Raw genomic sequence first — 13,146 nt, 5'->3', positions numbered from 1 at the left:
TTCGCCATGTCCTTCCATCATGGGACTCCCTTTCCAGGAGACATTCCGATGATCCAGCGTCGCCAAACCCTGATCACGCTCGCCAGCGCCCTCGCCGTTGCGGCCTTGCCCGGAATGGCGGGTGCACAGACCGCCTACCCCAGCAAGCAGGTGCGGCTGATCGCGCCGGCCTCACCCGGCGGCATCTCCGACGTGCTGAGCCGGCTGATCGCCCAGCGGCTGTCGGAGGTCTACGACCAGCCCGTGGTGGTGGAGAACAAGGCCGGCGCCGGCGGGCACGTGGCGGGCGCGGAGGTCGCGAAGGCATCGCCCGACGGGCACACGCTCATGCTCAGCCACATCGGACACAACGGCGTGTCGGCGATCTATCCCAATCTGACCTACAACCCGGTGAAGGACCTGCAGCCGGTGGTGCTCCTGGCCGAGAGCGCCGGCGTCCTCGTCGTGCCTCCGTCCTCCCCGGCGCGCAGCGTCGGCGACCTCATTGCCCAGGCCAAGGCCCAACCGGGACAGATCACGTACGGCTCGGCCGGTCCGGGCTCCGCGATTCATATGGCGGCGGCACTGTTCGAGCACATGGCCGACGTGAAGCTCACCCACGTGCCATACAAAGGCAGCGGCCCCGCGCTGAACGATCTGCTCGGCGGGCAGATCAACCTGATGATCGACAACCTGGCCAGCGCGCTGCCGCACATCCAGGCCGGCAAGCTGCGTCCGCTGGGCGTGACCAGCCCGCAGCGGCACCCGAGCCTGCCCGAGGTGCCCACCATCGCCGAGTCCGGGGTGCCGGGCTATGCGTCGGTGCCGTGGTACGCCATCTCGGCGCCGAGCGGGGTGTCGCCCGAGATCATCCGCAAGCTCAATGCCGACCTCAACACCGTCATCCGCTCACCGGAAATCAAGGCGCGCTTCGAGGGGCTGGGGGTGACGCCGCTCGGCGGCAGCGTGGACGACGCCCTCAAGCGCAATGCCATCGAGACGGAGCGCTGGAACAAGGTCATCAGGGCGGCCAACATCACGGCGCAATAGAGACGATGCTCCTGTCCGAACAGCGTCCCTCCGGTGATCCGCAGGTCGCGGTGTTCACCAAGAACCGGCTCAACCCCGCGTACGAAGCGGCTCGCATCGGCGCCGAGCGCGCGGCCGGGCGCCTCGGGGCGCGCATCGAGCACTACGTGCCCGAGATCGCCGACGACCCGGACCAGCAGACTGCCCTGGTGGCTGCGGCGCTCGCCCGCCGGCCGGACGCCTTCGTCTTTACCGCGGTGCACCTGACGCGCATGGAGCCTGCGATCGCTGCGATACGGGCCGCCGGCATTCCGATCTTCAGCTTCATCGGACGCCTCGGCGAAGGCCAGGCGATTTCGCATGTCGGCGCGGCCGATTTCGACCTGGCCAGCGGCATCGCCCGCCGCCTGTTCCAGCACCTGGGCGGGCGTGGGCGCGTGGTGATCGTCGAGGGACCGCCCGCGACCGCCACCAACGTGCGGCGGCTGCGCGGCTTCGAAGCCGCGGCGCTCGAATACCCTGGCATAGACATCGTCGCGCGCTGCTGCGGTGCGAACCTGCGGAGTCCGGGGCAGGAGGCGTTTGCCGAGGTGCTGCGCAGTCAACCGGCCATCGACGGGGTGCTCGCCGCCAACGACGACATGGCCATCGGCGTGCTCGCTGCGCTGCAGGCGGTTGGCCGACAGGCCGCCGTGGTCGGCGTCAACGCCATCCCGGAAGCGATCCAGGCGATCCGGGAGGGCCGGATGGTGGCCACCGCCGATTTCAACGCCATGCAGTTGTGCCACCTGGCTACCGAATGCGCGATCCGCCACGTGCGGGGGCAGCGCGTCCCGGTCGAGATCGAGCTGCCCGCCGCCGTCGTGGACCGCGGCAACTGCAGCGCCTGGGACCGACCGTATCTGGAGCAAAGGCTGCTGACGCTCGACGAAGTCGGCGGAAGATTCCCCACCGCCATCACCTGGCCCGAGGCCCCCGGGCGCTAGCCGAACCGATCACTCTTCCTGTCCCCCATGACCCCACTCGTCACGAACCCCGCCACCGCCCACGAACCCGGTCGCGCCGCGCCTCTGGACGTCACCGGCCGGCTTGCTCGCTACATGGCGGGCGCGGCCGACGCCCCGCTGCCCGAGGAGGTGGCCCAGGCCTGCAAGCACCGCATCCTCGACACGCTCGCCGCCATCGTTTCGGGCGCTCGCATGCGGCCGGGAGCGATGGCGATCGAGTACGTGCGCTCGCTCGGCGGCACGGCCCAGGCCGCGGTGCTCGCCTCGGACGTGTGCACCACGGCGGCCAACGCCGCGCTGGCCAACGGCATGTGCGCGCACGCGGACGAGACCGACGACTTCGAGCCTTCCACCAAGGCGCATCCGGGTTCTTCGGCCGTGCCGGCCGCGCTCGCCGTGGCCGAGAAGAACGGCAGCTCGGGCGAGGCCCTCATGCGGTCCGTCGCGCTGGGCTACGACCTCGGCTGCCGCCTGCTGATGGCGCTCGGGCCGGCCCATGTGCGCGCCAGCCACCGCAGCGCCGAGGGGACGAGTTCCACGTTCTGCGCCCTCGGATCCGCCGCCCTGGCCGGGCTGGACGAGCAGCGCATGCGCTTCGCGATCTCGTACGCCGCCCAGCAGGTCTCGGGCCTGTGGAGCTGGGTCAAGGACGAGGACCACATCGAGAAGGCCTTCGACTTCGCCGGCATGGGCGCGCGCAATGGGGTCACTGCCGTCACCATGGTGGAGGCGGGCCTGACCGGCGTGCACGACGTGCTCGACGGCACGCACAACCTCTTCATCGCCTTGTCCAGAGAGCCCCAGCCCGAGGCCATGCTCGAGGGGCTGGGGAGCCGCTTTTTCGTCACCGAATCGTCGATCAAGACCTTCTCGGTGGGTTATCCCAACCAGTCGGCACTGGACGCCATGCTGCTGCTGCGCCGCCAGCACGGTCTCACGCCCGCGCAGGTGCGCGCCATCCACGTCCGGATCCCCACCGATGCCGTGGGCATCGTCGGCAACAGCGCCATGGCCGACGTCAGTTGCCAGCACCTCGTCTCGCTGGCGCTGCTCAAGGGCGAGGTTTCGTTTGCCGACAGCCATGACGCGTCGCTGATGCACGATCCGGCGGTGCGGGCCGTGCGCGAGAAGCTCACCCTCGCAGGCGACGCCGCGCTGATGGATCCCGCGGCGCCGCGCGGCGCGATCGTCGAGCTGGAGCTGCTCGACGGGCGGCGCGTCGCCCACCACACCCGGTTCGCTCCGGGCACCAAGGAGCGACCGCTCACGACGGAGCAGGTCAATGCCAAGGCGCGCGACCTCATGGCACCCGTGCTCGGACAGCAGCACACCGACGAGCTGATCGCCCGCATCAACCAACTGGAGCAGGTGCGCGACGTGCGTGAGCTGCGGCCGCTTTGGACGACGTGAGCCAGTGGCACCATCGGCCGACGGCCTGCAACGATGCCCCAGGAGGATCGATGAAGTTCCAAGGTTTCCTGCACGTGAATATCCGCTGCTCGACGGACGACCTCGCCGACATCGAGCGGTTCTATGCCGAGGTGCTGGGCCTGAGGGTCGGCTTCCGGCCGGCGTTCGATTTTCCCGGTGCCTGGCTCTACGATGGAGACGATCCCATCGTCCATGTCCAGGCGCGCTATCCGCGCGGGTCCTTCGTCAAGAACGACCACAACGCGAGCGTGGACCACATCGCGTGGCGGGCCTCCGGCGCGGCCGCGTTCCGCCAGCGCATGACCGCCCTGGGCATCGAGTTCCAGGAACAGAACATTCCGGGCGCCGGCTATCAGGTGTTCCTGCACGACCCCGTGGGGACCAAGCTGGAATTCAACTTCATGAACGAGTACGTGGAAGACGCCGTGCCCCTGGGCACGGTCGCGAAAGGACCGGCGGCATGAAGCTGTTCATCACCAAAGGTTCGCCTTTCGCACGCAAGGCCAGGATTCTCGCGCGGGAGAAGGGGCTGTCCGGGCGCATGGAAGAGGTCGTGATCGCGGTCTCGCCGGTAGAGCCCCGGCACGATCTGGCCGCGCACAACCCGCTGTCGAAGCTGCCGGTCCTGCTGCTGGACGACGGCACCTCGCTCTACGACTCCAGCGTGATCTGCGCCTACCTGGACACGCTGCACGGCGGCACCCGTGCGCTTCCGGATGCCGGTTGGCCGCGCATCTCGGCCCTGCGCCGCGAGGCCCTCGCCGACGGCATGCTCGAGGCGGCCATCCTGTGCCGCTACGAACTGGCGCTGCGTCCCGAGCCGCTGCGCTGGGTCGAGTGGGTGCAAGGGCAGCAGCGCAAGGTGTTTGCCGGCCTGGCCGAGCTCGAAGCCGAAGTGGATGGCTGGGGCGAGGACTACGCCTTGCCGCAGATCGCCGTCACGTGCGCACTCGGCTATCTCGACTACCGCTTCGCCGATTGGCAATGGCGCGGGGGCTTTCCGCGGCTGGCCGCATGGTTCGAGCGGATCGCGTCTCGTCCTTCGGTGGTGGAGACGATTCCTTCGTGAGGTGTATTCAGGTGCGTTCGCCCGGGTGGTCGCGCCCGGAACGACCGTGTCGGGCTCTCTTTGCGTACGCGGGCGGTGCGTTGGCGCGAAACTCGGTGCGCGGGTGGTTGACAGGATGTAAGCGGGCGAATTTCCCCGGCGTTGCATCGCGCAAAAAAAAAGCCCGCTAACTTTTCAGTAGCGGGCTTTCGTCGCCTGTCGAGGCTTCGTATGGTGGCGCTTCACGGACTCGAACCGCGGACCTGTGGATTATGATTCCATCGCTCTAACCGACTGAGCTAAAGCGCCGAGAGACCGAGATTATAGCGGCCCGCGGAGCGGCTCAACGGTGCTGGAATTGCGGCTTGCGCTTGTTTACAAAAGCGTCCATGCCTTCCTTCTGGTCGGCCGTGGCGAACAGGGCGTGGAAGAGGCGGCGCTCGAACATGACGCCGTCCGACAGGCCGGTCTCGAAGGCGCGGTTGACCGACTCCTTGGCCGCCATCACCGCCAGCTGCGAGAACTCGCAGATCGTGATCGCGGCGGCCACGGTTTCTTCCATCAGCTTGTCCAGCGGCACCACGCGGCTGACCAACCCGGCGCGCTCGGCTTCGGTGGCATCCATCATCCGCGCCGTGAGGGCCATGTCCATGGCCTTGGCCTTGCCGACCGCGCGCGGCAGGCGCTGGGTGCCGCCGGCGCCGGGGATGATGCCCAGCTTGATCTCCGGCTGCCCGAACTTCGCGTTGTCGGCCGCGATGATGAAGTCGCACATCATCGCCAGCTCGCAGCCGCCGCCCAGCGCGAAGCCGCTCACCGCGGCGATCACCGGCTTGCGGATCGAGCGGATGGTTTCCCAGTTGCGCGTGATGTAGTCGCGGCCGTAGGCGTCGGCGAAGGTGTACTGGGCCATCGCGCCGATGTCGGCGCCGGCGGCAAAGGCCTTTTCGCTGCCCGTGACCACCATGCAGCCGATGGCCGGGTCGGCATCGAACGCGCGCAGGGCCGCACCGAGCTCGTCCATCAGCTGCTCGTTCAGCGCATTCAACTGCTTGGGGCGATTGAGCTGGACCACGCCGACCTTGCCCGCCTCGGTGCGCACCTCGATGAGTTCGTATGCCATTCGCCGTTCTCCTTCTGGACTGGGATGAGGCGGCCAATGTACAAGGGAAATCCCAGGGAAAACGTTCACCGACCGCGTGGTCGGCCAATGCTAGAGTCGCCCGAGGAGACCACGAATGAATCAGCAGGACGTCCTCTTCGAGACGCGCGGCGCCGTCGCGCTGATCACCCTGAACCGGCCCCAGGCGCTCAACAGTTTTACCTGGCAGATGCACCGCGAACTCGGCGCTGCGTTGGATCGCATCGAGGCCGACCGTGCCCTGCGGGCAGTCGTGCTCACGGGAGCCGGCCGGGGCTTTTGCGCGGGGGCGGATCTGTCCGAATTCGACTTCGAGCCCGGACCCGACCTGGTCCGCCGCGCCGATCCCGGTCCGGTGATCGACAAGGCCTTCAACCCCACCGTGCGCAAGCTCGTGGCGCTGCGGGTGCCCACGGTGGCCGCCGTCAACGGCGTCGCGGCCGGCGCCGGCGCCTCGCTGGCCATGACCTGCGACCTGGCGGTGGCGGCACCGGGGGCCAGCTTCATCCAGGCTTTCAGCCGCATCGGCCTGGTACCCGACGCCGGCGGCACCTGGTTCCTCGCGCGCAAGCTGGGGCTGGCCCGCGCAATGGGCTGCGCGATGCTGGGTGACAAGCTGTCCGCCAAGGATGCGAAGGAGTGGGGGCTGATCTGGGACGTTGCCGCCGAAGGCCAGGACTGCGTCGATGCGGCGCTGGCGCTCGCGCAACGGCTGGCGCAACTGCCCACCCGCGCTCTGGTGGAGACGCGGCGGCTGCTGCGCGCGGCCGGCGCGAACGACCTCGACACACAGCTCGACCTGGAGCGCGACACGCAGTCGGCGCTCGGCGCCACCCACGACTACATCGAGGGCGTGACCGCCTTCCTCGAGAAGCGGCCGGCCCGCTTCAAGGGCGAATGAACGTGGACGCCGTCGCCCTGGCCGCCCGCGTCGGCCGCCAGATGTTCGAAGGCGACCGTGCCTCGCGCGACACCATGGGCATGGAGCTGCTCGCCTGCGAGCCCGGCCGCGCCGTCATGCGCATGCAGGTGCGCGAGCTGCACCTGAACGGCCACCGCATCTGCCACGGCGGCTTCATCTTCACCCTGGCCGATTCGACATTCGCCTTCGCCTGCAACAGCCGCAACCGCGTAACGGTGGCGGCCGGTTGCAGCATCGAATTTCTCAAGCCGGGCCAGCTGGGCGATGTGCTCACCTGCGAGGGTGTCGAGCAGGTGCTGCAGGGGCGCCACGGCATCTACGACATGACCGTGCGCAACCAGCAGGGCGACGTCGTCGCGGTGTTCCGCGGCAAGAGCGCCCAGCTCCAGGGCACCGTCGTACCCGAGGACGCACCGGACTCCCAGGACCAGCCATGAATACCGTGAATGCCTTCCCCCTCGAGCCTATCGAAAAGGCCAGCATCGACGAGCTGCGTGCACTGCAGCTGCAGCGCCTGCAGGCGACGCTGGCCCACGCCTACGCCAACTCGCCGGTGTACCGCGCCAAGTTCGAGGCGGCCGGCGTGCACCCCGACGACTGCCGCAGCCTGACGGACCTGGCCAGGTTCCCCTTCACCACCAAGCAGGACCTGCGCGAGCACTATCCCTTCGGCATGTTTGCGGTGCCGCGCGCCCAGTGCGTGCGCATCCACGCCTCCAGCGGCACCACCGGCAAGCCCACCGTGGTCGGCTATACCCGCCGCGACATCGAGACCTGGGCGCAGGTGATGGCGCGCAGCCTGCGCGCCAGCGGCGCGCGGCCCGGCGACCTGGTGCACGTGAGCTACGGCTATGGGCTCTTCACGGGCGGGCTGGGCGCGCACTACGGGGCCGAGCACCTGGGCCTGACGGTGGTCCCCTTCGGCGGCGGACAGACCGAGCGCCAGGTGCAGCTGATCCACGACTTCCGGCCCGACATCATCATGGTCACGCCCAGCTACATGCTGGCCATCGCAGACGAGTTCGAGCGCCAGGGCCTGGATCCGCGCGAGAGCAGCCTGCGCCTGGGCATCTTCGGCGCCGAGCCCTGGACGCACGACATGCGCGCGAGCATCGAACGGCGCCTCGCGCTCGAGGCCGTGGACATCTACGGCCTGTCGGAGGTGATGGGCCCGGGCGTCGCCAACGAGTGCGTCGAGACCAAGGACGGACCCACCATCTGGGAGGACCACTTCTACCCCGAGATCGTCGATCCGCAGACCGGCGAGCCGGTGGCCGACGGCGAGATGGGCGAGCTGGTGTTCACCAGCCTGACCAAGGAGGCGCTGCCGGTGATCCGCTACCGCACGCGCGACCTCACCCGGCTGCTGCCCGGCACCGCGCGCACCATGCGCCGCATGGAAAAGATCACCGGCCGCAGCGACGACATGATGATCGTGCGCGGCGTGAACGTGTTCCCGACGCAGGTCGAGGAGCTGATCCTGCGCCACGCCGAGCTGGCGCCGCACTACCAGTGCGTCCTCACCCGAGAAGGTCCGCTCGACTGCCTCACCGTGGCGGTCGAGGTGCGCAGCGGGCTGGACGCCGGTGGTGAGGTCGCGCGCGGCGCCGCGGCGGGGCTCGAGCACGAGATCAAGGCCTACATCGGCGCCAGCGCGCGCGTCGAGCTGCGGCCCGCCGGCGGTGTCGAGCGCAGCCAGGGCAAGGCCAAGCGCGTGCTCGATCTGCGCAAGCTCTGAGCCTCGGCTCCAGGCCCTGTACGCGGCAACGCGGAACCCGGCCACCCGGGCACCTGCGGAAAGCCCCCGCGTGTCAGCGACAATCGCGCCCCATGAAATTCAAGATGGCACCCAACTCGCTGTTCGCCATCCTGCTGCGATCGCCCTGGTGGATCAGCATCGCGATCGCGCTGGCCTTCACGCTGATCTCGACGGCCTTGCTGCCGGCCGAGCTGCGGGCTTTCGGCGCGATGGGGGGCTTCCCCTTCCTCGTGATCGGTGCGATCGCATTGCGCCGCCAGTGGAATGCGCCCTCGGCGCGCCAGGTGGAAGCGGTGCAGCAGGCGCTTGCCGGCATGGGCTGGCCGGCCTTCTCGCAGGCGCTGGTGCAGGGCTTCGAGCGCCAGGGCTATGTGGTCGAACGGCTCACCGGCGCGGCCGACCTGCTGCTGCTGCGCAACGGCCGGCATACCGTGGTGGCCGCCAAGCGCTGGAAAGCAGCCCGCATCGGTGAAGACGCCCTGCAGGCACTGCAGCAGGCCACCCGCGAACGCGATGCCAGCGCCGGCGTCTACGTGGCGCTCGGCGAGCTGACCCCGCAGGCGCGCCGCTTCGCCGAGCAGCACCGCATCGAGCTGCTGCAGGGGCCAGCCCTCGCTCAGCTGCTGCGCGGCGTGTCCTTGCCCTCGTCCTGAAGCGTTCGGGCGCCCGCTCCGCCGCCGTGCGCCGCATCGCCGCGGTCCAGCAGCAGCGTCACCAGCACCGCGCAGTCGGTGCGCGCGCGCAGGCTGTGGCGCTGCTTGGGCGGCAGCACCACCAGGGTGCCGGGCCGCAGGGTGCGGGTGCCGCCAGGCATCACCACTTCCACCTGGCCTTCCAGGCAATGGATCACGCTCTCGAAATCGACGTGGTGCTCGGGCTGGTCCTGCCGCTGCGGAAGCACCAGGTGCAGCAGCTGGATGCGCTCGGTCTTGATGAGGCTGGTGCTGAACGCGTCCACCAGGTTCGGCCCCAGCGGATTCACGTTGATCACGTCCAGCAGATCGGCGTGTGGCAGGGCCATGGGTCAGTCTCTCCTCGATGTGTCGTGCATGAGGCCATGATGGCTGCCGCCGCGGCGCCTCGGGTTACCAAGTGCGTGGGCCGTAAGAGATCGCGCGGCAGGCACCGTGCGGCGGGGGCGGGTGCCTAGACTGGCTCGCATCGCGTTCGCGCATGCAGAGGAGCCCGACCCATGCCAGCCCAGGATCCCCTTCGCCGTTACGCAGACTGCATCGCCGCCTGCAATGCCTGCGCCATGGAATGCCGCCACTGCGCGGCCGCCTGCCTGCAGGAGCCCGACGTGCAGCACATGGCCCGATGCATCGCGCTGGACTTCGATTGCGCCCAGGTGTGCCAGCTCGCGGCGGCCCTGATGGCCGGCGGCAGCGACCACGCGCCCGCGTTGTGCCGGGTCTGCGCGCAGGTGTGCCAGGCCTGCGGCGACGAGTGCGCGCGCCACGACGCCGACCACTGCAAGCAGTGCGCCGAGGCCTGCCACCGCTGCGCGCGCGAGTGCGAGCGTATGGCCGCCGCGGCATGAATGCGCCGATGGCCATGGCAGGACGCTGCCGTGCGCCGGGTGCGCCCGGTCCGGGTGCGCCGGGCGCGCCGGTCGCGCCAGCGCGTCTCCGCCACTCCGGTGCCCCGAGCGAATGGGCGCCGATTGCAGAGCCGGCTTGCCCGCGCCCATGATCGCGGTCTTCTGGCTCGCAGGGCAGCAGGGTTCCGGCCCGCAGTCGCAGCACCGCAGCTTCGCCGCCGACCAGCTGGCCCAGGCCCTGCAGTTCGCCGAGGACCTGCGCCGCCGCCGCCGGGCCGGCGAGTCCATCAGCCATGTGGCGATCCAGTCCGAACCCATCGACTCGGTCGGCGAGGCCGGTGTCGCGGATGCGGCCGCCGACTACGCGCACTACAAGCGCCGGCTCGACCCCTCCGTGCCGCTGGGCCGCGCGTCCGCTGTCGCAGCTGCAGGCGGGCGCGACCGCGAGCCGCCGAACGCCCCGCATGCGCCGGCGGCCGCACCTGCGGGCAACTCAGGCGCGGCCTGACCGAAATGCCGCAGGCGTGGTCCCCGTCCAGGCGCGAAACGCGCGAATGAAGCTCTTCTCGTTGCGAAAGCCGGCCGCCGCGGCCACCTGCTTGACCGGTTTGTCGCTGCGCCACAGCAGCTCCCGGGCGCGTTCGCAGCGGACCTCGTCCTTCAGCTGCTGCAGGCTGCTGCCGGCCTCCCGCAGCTGCCGGTGCAGGGTGCGCGCGGACAGGTTCAGCAGCGCCGCGACTGTGGCCGCATCCGGTGCGGCGCCGGCCGCCGGCGAACGCAGCGCCTGCCGCACCTGCTGCGCCAGCAGGCGGTCGCGCCGGTACTGCAGCACCGTGAGCGGCAGCGCGCGCTGCAGCATCTGGGCCAGGGCGCGCTCGTCGCGGCGCAGCGGCAGGGCCAGGTACCGGGCGTCGAAGACGATCTCGGCGTGCGCCGCGCCGAATTCCAGGGCGCAAGGGAACATGTGGGTGTAGGTGTCGGCGTGCGGCGGCGCTGCGAACGGAAACCGCGCCATCTGCAGCGCGATGCGCGAGTCGATGTACCAGCTCGCCAGGCCGTGCACATTGCGCAGCAGGTGTACCAGGCTGAACTCCCGGGCGGCTGGCGGCAGCGCCCGGTGGCGCGCGCCTTCCTCGAGCTCGATGCCGGCGCTGCTGCCGCCGGTTGCGACGCGCAGCGTGAGGTCGTCCGCCAACAGACCGTGGTGGCGGCACCAGCGCCGCAGCGCCAACCCCAGATCGGGCGCACTGATCGATGCCCGCGCCAGCATGCCGTAGCTGCCCCAGGGAAGCCGCCGTCCGAAGGCGCCCAGCGCCTCGTCGTCGAGCGCCTGCATGGCGGCGCCGGACAGCAGCTCCATCTGGCGCGGCGTGATGTGCGCGCCGGAATCCGTGAGTTGCGTTGGCGCGATCTGTGCCAGCTCCAGGGCTTGCCGCGGGTCCAGCGCGCGCTGACGGAAGGCCTGCACCACCACCTGTGCGTAGGCCATGGGTACGGTGGCAGCGGAGGCCGGGACGGGCAGGAGCGAGGCGCTGCGGGGCATCAGCACAGTGTCGCGATGCTTGGCACGATTTGCAACCTTGCTGGCAGGCCGCGGGACCGCGATTGTTCCTAAGCTTGCGCATTCACAGCCGTGCGAGGACTTCCATGCCCCAACTCGAGTCGCAGCTCAACGCCCGTTCGGCGCAGTTCCAGGCCAACGCCGCCGCCATGCGCGCGCTGGTCGATGACCTGAACGCGCAGGTCGCGCGCGCCGCAGCCGGCGGCGGCGAGACCGCCCGGGCCCGCCACACTGCGCGCGGCAAGCTGCTGCCGCGCGAGCGCGTGCAGATGCTGCTGGACCCCGGCACGCCCTTCCTCGAGATCGCCCCGCTCGCCGCGCACGCCATGTACGACGGCGACGCACCTTGCGCGGGGCTGATCGCGGGCATCGGCCGCATCGCCGGCATCGACTGCATGGTGGTGTGCAACGACGCCACGGTGAAGGGCGGCACCTACTACCCCATGACCGTGAAGAAGCACCTGCGCGCCCAGGAAGTGGCGCAGCAGAACTGCCTGCCCTGCGTCTACCTGGTCGATTCCGGCGGTGCCAACCTGCCCAACCAGGACGAGGTCTTTCCCGACCGCGACCATTTCGGCCGCATCTTCTACAACCAGGCCACCATGTCCGCGCAGGGCATCCCGCAGATCGCGGTGGTGATGGGCTCGTGCACCGCCGGCGGCGCCTACGTGCCGGCCATGAGCGACGAGACCATCATCGTGAAGAACCAGGGCACCATCTTTCTGGGCGGCCCGCCCCTGGTGAAGGCCGCCACCGGCGAGGTGGTCACCGCCGAAGACCTGGGCGGCGGCGACGTGCACACCCGGCTCTCGGGCGTTGCCGACCACCTGGCCCAGAACGACCTGCACGCGCTGGCGCTGGCGCGCCAGGCAGTGGCCAACCTGAACCGCAGCAAGGCGCACGGGCAGGCGCTGCGGGCGCCGCAGCCGCCGAGATACCACCCGGCCGAGCTGTACGGCGTGGTGCCCACCGACACGCGCAAGCCCTTCGACGTGCGCGAGATCATCGCCCGCGTGGTCGATGCCTCCGAGTTCCACGAATTCAAGGCGCGCTACGGCGCCACGCTGGTGTGCGGCTTCGCGCACATCGAGGGCATGCCGGTGGGCATCGTCGCCAACAACGGCATCCTGTTCTCCGAATCGGCCCAGAAGGGTGCGCATTTCATCGAGCTGTGCGGCCAGCGCAAGGTGCCGCTGGTGTTCCTGCAGAACATCACCGGCTTCATGGTCGGACGCAAGTACGAGAACGAGGGCATCGCGCGGCACGGCGCCAAGATGGTCACCGCCGTGGCCACGGTGAACGTGCCCAAGTTCACCGTCATCATCGGCGGCAGCTACGGCGCCGGCAACTACGGCATGTGCGGCCGCGCCTACTCGCCGCGTTTCCTCTGGATGTGGCCCAACGCGCGCATCTCGGTCATGGGCGGGGAGCAGGCGGCCAGCGTGCTCGCCACCGTCAAGCGCGACGGCATCGAAGGTCGCGGCGGGCGCTGGAGCGCCGACGAAGAGGCGGCGTTCAAGCAGCCCCTTCTCGAGCAGTTCGCCCATCAGTCCCACCCCTATTACGCCAGCGCCCGCCTGTGGGACGATGGGGTCATCGACCCCGCCGACACCCGCCGCATGCTGGCGCTGGGGCTTTCCGCCGCGCTGAACGCGCCCATCCCCGAACCGCGCTTCGGCGTGTTCCGCATGTAGCGTGCAAGCGCACGAGGACCGAGCAACGCCGCAGG

The 13,146-nt window shown here is 69.8% G+C and carries 15 protein-coding genes and 1 tRNA gene; 12 read left to right on the top strand and 4 right to left on the bottom strand.

All coding sequences use genetic code 11. From position 1 onward, the window contains the following. Window positions 1-48: 48 nt before the first annotated feature. From WG922_RS01810 to WG922_RS01790, 5 genes are read left to right on the top strand one after another with little or no spacing between them, the layout of a single operon-like run. Entirely contained in the window at window positions 49-1,029 is a 981-nt protein-coding gene (locus WG922_RS01810) for a Bug family tripartite tricarboxylate transporter substrate binding protein (protein ID WP_340280222.1), read from the top strand. A 5-nt stretch (window positions 1,030-1,034) separates the two neighbouring features. Next, the gene (locus tag WG922_RS01805) at window positions 1,035-1,994 is read left to right on the top strand and encodes a sugar ABC transporter substrate-binding protein (RefSeq protein WP_340280220.1); all 960 of its coding nucleotides are present in this window, start codon (window positions 1,035-1,037) and stop codon (window positions 1,992-1,994) included. 27 nt (window positions 1,995-2,021) lie between these two features. After that, window positions 2,022-3,425, top strand: a complete 1,404-nt coding sequence (locus WG922_RS01800) for an MmgE/PrpD family protein (RefSeq protein WP_340280217.1) — start codon at window positions 2,022-2,024, stop codon at window positions 3,423-3,425. A gap of 50 nt (window positions 3,426-3,475) precedes the next feature. Continuing rightward, window positions 3,476-3,910 (top strand): hypothetical protein, encoded by a 435-nt coding sequence (locus WG922_RS01795; protein WP_340280214.1) that lies wholly within the window; start codon window positions 3,476-3,478, stop codon window positions 3,908-3,910. Beyond that, window positions 3,907-4,515 (top strand): glutathione S-transferase family protein, encoded by a 609-nt coding sequence (locus WG922_RS01790; protein WP_340280211.1) that lies wholly within the window; start codon window positions 3,907-3,909, stop codon window positions 4,513-4,515. Before WG922_RS01795 ends, WG922_RS01790 begins: the two co-directional genes overlap by 4 nt. A gap of 211 nt (window positions 4,516-4,726) precedes the next feature. Here WG922_RS01790 and WG922_RS01785 read toward each other — a convergent pair. Together WG922_RS01785 and WG922_RS01780 are read right to left on the bottom strand one after the other, a co-directional pair. Further along, a tRNA-Met gene (locus WG922_RS01785) sits at window positions 4,727-4,803 on the bottom strand. A gap of 34 nt (window positions 4,804-4,837) precedes the next feature. After that, the gene (locus WG922_RS01780) at window positions 4,838-5,617 is read right to left on the bottom strand and encodes an enoyl-CoA hydratase (protein WP_340280208.1); all 780 of its coding nucleotides are present in this window, start codon (window positions 5,615-5,617) and stop codon (window positions 4,838-4,840) included. A 115-nt stretch (window positions 5,618-5,732) separates the two neighbouring features. Between WG922_RS01780 and WG922_RS01775 the strand changes: the two genes are divergently transcribed. The 4 genes from WG922_RS01775 to WG922_RS01760 all read left to right on the top strand — a co-directional run bounded on the left by WG922_RS01775 (window position 5,733) and on the right by WG922_RS01760 (window position 8,969). Beyond that, on the top strand, window positions 5,733-6,536 hold the full coding sequence (locus WG922_RS01775) for an enoyl-CoA hydratase-related protein (RefSeq protein WP_340280206.1): 804 nt from the start codon (window positions 5,733-5,735) through the stop codon (window positions 6,534-6,536). Further along, the gene (gene paaI, locus WG922_RS01770) at window positions 6,533-6,994 is read left to right on the top strand and encodes a hydroxyphenylacetyl-CoA thioesterase PaaI (RefSeq protein WP_340280204.1); all 462 of its coding nucleotides are present in this window, start codon (window positions 6,533-6,535) and stop codon (window positions 6,992-6,994) included. The genes WG922_RS01775 and paaI overlap by 4 nt, the downstream gene beginning before the upstream one ends. After that, the gene (gene paaK, locus WG922_RS01765; protein WP_340280202.1) at window positions 6,991-8,295 is read left to right on the top strand and encodes a phenylacetate--CoA ligase PaaK; all 1,305 of its coding nucleotides are present in this window, start codon (window positions 6,991-6,993) and stop codon (window positions 8,293-8,295) included. Before paaI ends, paaK begins: the two co-directional genes overlap by 4 nt. A 92-nt stretch (window positions 8,296-8,387) precedes the next feature. After that, window positions 8,388-8,969, top strand: coding sequence for a restriction endonuclease (locus WG922_RS01760; protein ID WP_340280200.1), 582 nt, complete (start codon window positions 8,388-8,390; stop codon window positions 8,967-8,969). Here WG922_RS01760 and WG922_RS01755 read toward each other — a convergent pair. After that, window positions 8,933-9,337, bottom strand: coding sequence for a cupin domain-containing protein (locus WG922_RS01755; protein WP_340280198.1), 405 nt, complete (start codon window positions 9,335-9,337; stop codon window positions 8,933-8,935). The genes WG922_RS01760 and WG922_RS01755 overlap by 37 nt on opposite strands. 171 nt (window positions 9,338-9,508) lie before the next feature. Here WG922_RS01755 and WG922_RS01750 point away from each other — a divergent pair, with 171 nt between their 5' ends. After that, window positions 9,509-9,856, top strand: coding sequence for a four-helix bundle copper-binding protein (locus WG922_RS01750; protein WP_340280195.1), 348 nt, complete (start codon window positions 9,509-9,511; stop codon window positions 9,854-9,856). 148 nt (window positions 9,857-10,004) lie between these two features. Next, entirely contained in the window at window positions 10,005-10,364 is a 360-nt protein-coding gene (locus WG922_RS01745; RefSeq protein WP_340280193.1) for a hypothetical protein, read from the top strand. On the opposite strand, the gene WG922_RS01740 is transcribed toward WG922_RS01745, so the two are convergent. Then, on the bottom strand, window positions 10,350-11,399 hold the full coding sequence (locus WG922_RS01740; protein WP_340280191.1) for an AraC family transcriptional regulator: 1,050 nt from the start codon (window positions 11,397-11,399) through the stop codon (window positions 10,350-10,352). The genes WG922_RS01745 and WG922_RS01740 overlap by 15 nt on opposite strands. A 104-nt stretch (window positions 11,400-11,503) precedes the next feature. Between WG922_RS01740 and WG922_RS01735 the strand changes: the two genes are divergently transcribed. Next, complete coding sequence (locus WG922_RS01735; RefSeq protein ID WP_340280188.1) at window positions 11,504-13,111, top strand: carboxyl transferase domain-containing protein; 1,608 nt, start codon at window positions 11,504-11,506, stop codon at window positions 13,109-13,111. Window positions 13,112-13,146 lie beyond the last annotated feature (35 nt).

This window comes from Ramlibacter sp. AN1015 (assembly GCF_037726105.1).
GTDB lineage: Bacteria > Pseudomonadota > Gammaproteobacteria > Burkholderiales > Burkholderiaceae_C > Ramlibacter.
Note: the sequence above shows the minus strand (reverse complement) of the source record. Positions and strands in the feature narration are given on the sequence as shown.

What these genes read in the sequence shown, in the direction of transcription:
- WG922_RS01800 (WP_340280217.1), top strand. Translation starts at nt 2,022, where the DNA reads ATGACCCCACTCGTCACGAACCCCGCCACCGCCCACGAACCCGGTCGC.
- paaI (WP_340280204.1), top strand. Translation starts at nt 6,533, where the DNA reads ATGAACGTGGACGCCGTCGCCCTGGCCGCCCGCGTCGGCCGCCAGATG.
- WG922_RS01790 (WP_340280211.1), top strand. Translation starts at nt 3,907, where the DNA reads ATGAAGCTGTTCATCACCAAAGGTTCGCCTTTCGCACGCAAGGCCAGG.
- WG922_RS01805 (WP_340280220.1), top strand. Translation starts at nt 1,035, where the DNA reads ATGCTCCTGTCCGAACAGCGTCCCTCCGGTGATCCGCAGGTCGCGGTG.
- WG922_RS01755 (WP_340280198.1), bottom strand. Translation starts at nt 9,337, where the DNA reads ATGGCCCTGCCACACGCCGATCTGCTGGACGTGATCAACGTGAATCCG.
- WG922_RS01760 (WP_340280200.1), top strand. Translation starts at nt 8,388, where the DNA reads ATGAAATTCAAGATGGCACCCAACTCGCTGTTCGCCATCCTGCTGCGA.
- WG922_RS01775 (WP_340280206.1), top strand. Translation starts at nt 5,733, where the DNA reads ATGAATCAGCAGGACGTCCTCTTCGAGACGCGCGGCGCCGTCGCGCTG.
- WG922_RS01750 (WP_340280195.1), top strand. Translation starts at nt 9,509, where the DNA reads ATGCCAGCCCAGGATCCCCTTCGCCGTTACGCAGACTGCATCGCCGCC.
- WG922_RS01735 (WP_340280188.1), top strand. Translation starts at nt 11,504, where the DNA reads ATGCCCCAACTCGAGTCGCAGCTCAACGCCCGTTCGGCGCAGTTCCAG.
- WG922_RS01780 (WP_340280208.1), bottom strand. Translation starts at nt 5,617, where the DNA reads ATGGCATACGAACTCATCGAGGTGCGCACCGAGGCGGGCAAGGTCGGC.
- WG922_RS01745 (WP_340280193.1), top strand. Translation starts at nt 10,005, where the DNA reads ATGATCGCGGTCTTCTGGCTCGCAGGGCAGCAGGGTTCCGGCCCGCAG.
- WG922_RS01795 (WP_340280214.1), top strand. Translation starts at nt 3,476, where the DNA reads ATGAAGTTCCAAGGTTTCCTGCACGTGAATATCCGCTGCTCGACGGAC.
- paaK (WP_340280202.1), top strand. Translation starts at nt 6,991, where the DNA reads ATGAATACCGTGAATGCCTTCCCCCTCGAGCCTATCGAAAAGGCCAGC.
- WG922_RS01810 (WP_340280222.1), top strand. Translation starts at nt 49, where the DNA reads ATGATCCAGCGTCGCCAAACCCTGATCACGCTCGCCAGCGCCCTCGCC.
- WG922_RS01740 (WP_340280191.1), bottom strand. Translation starts at nt 11,399, where the DNA reads ATGCCCCGCAGCGCCTCGCTCCTGCCCGTCCCGGCCTCCGCTGCCACC.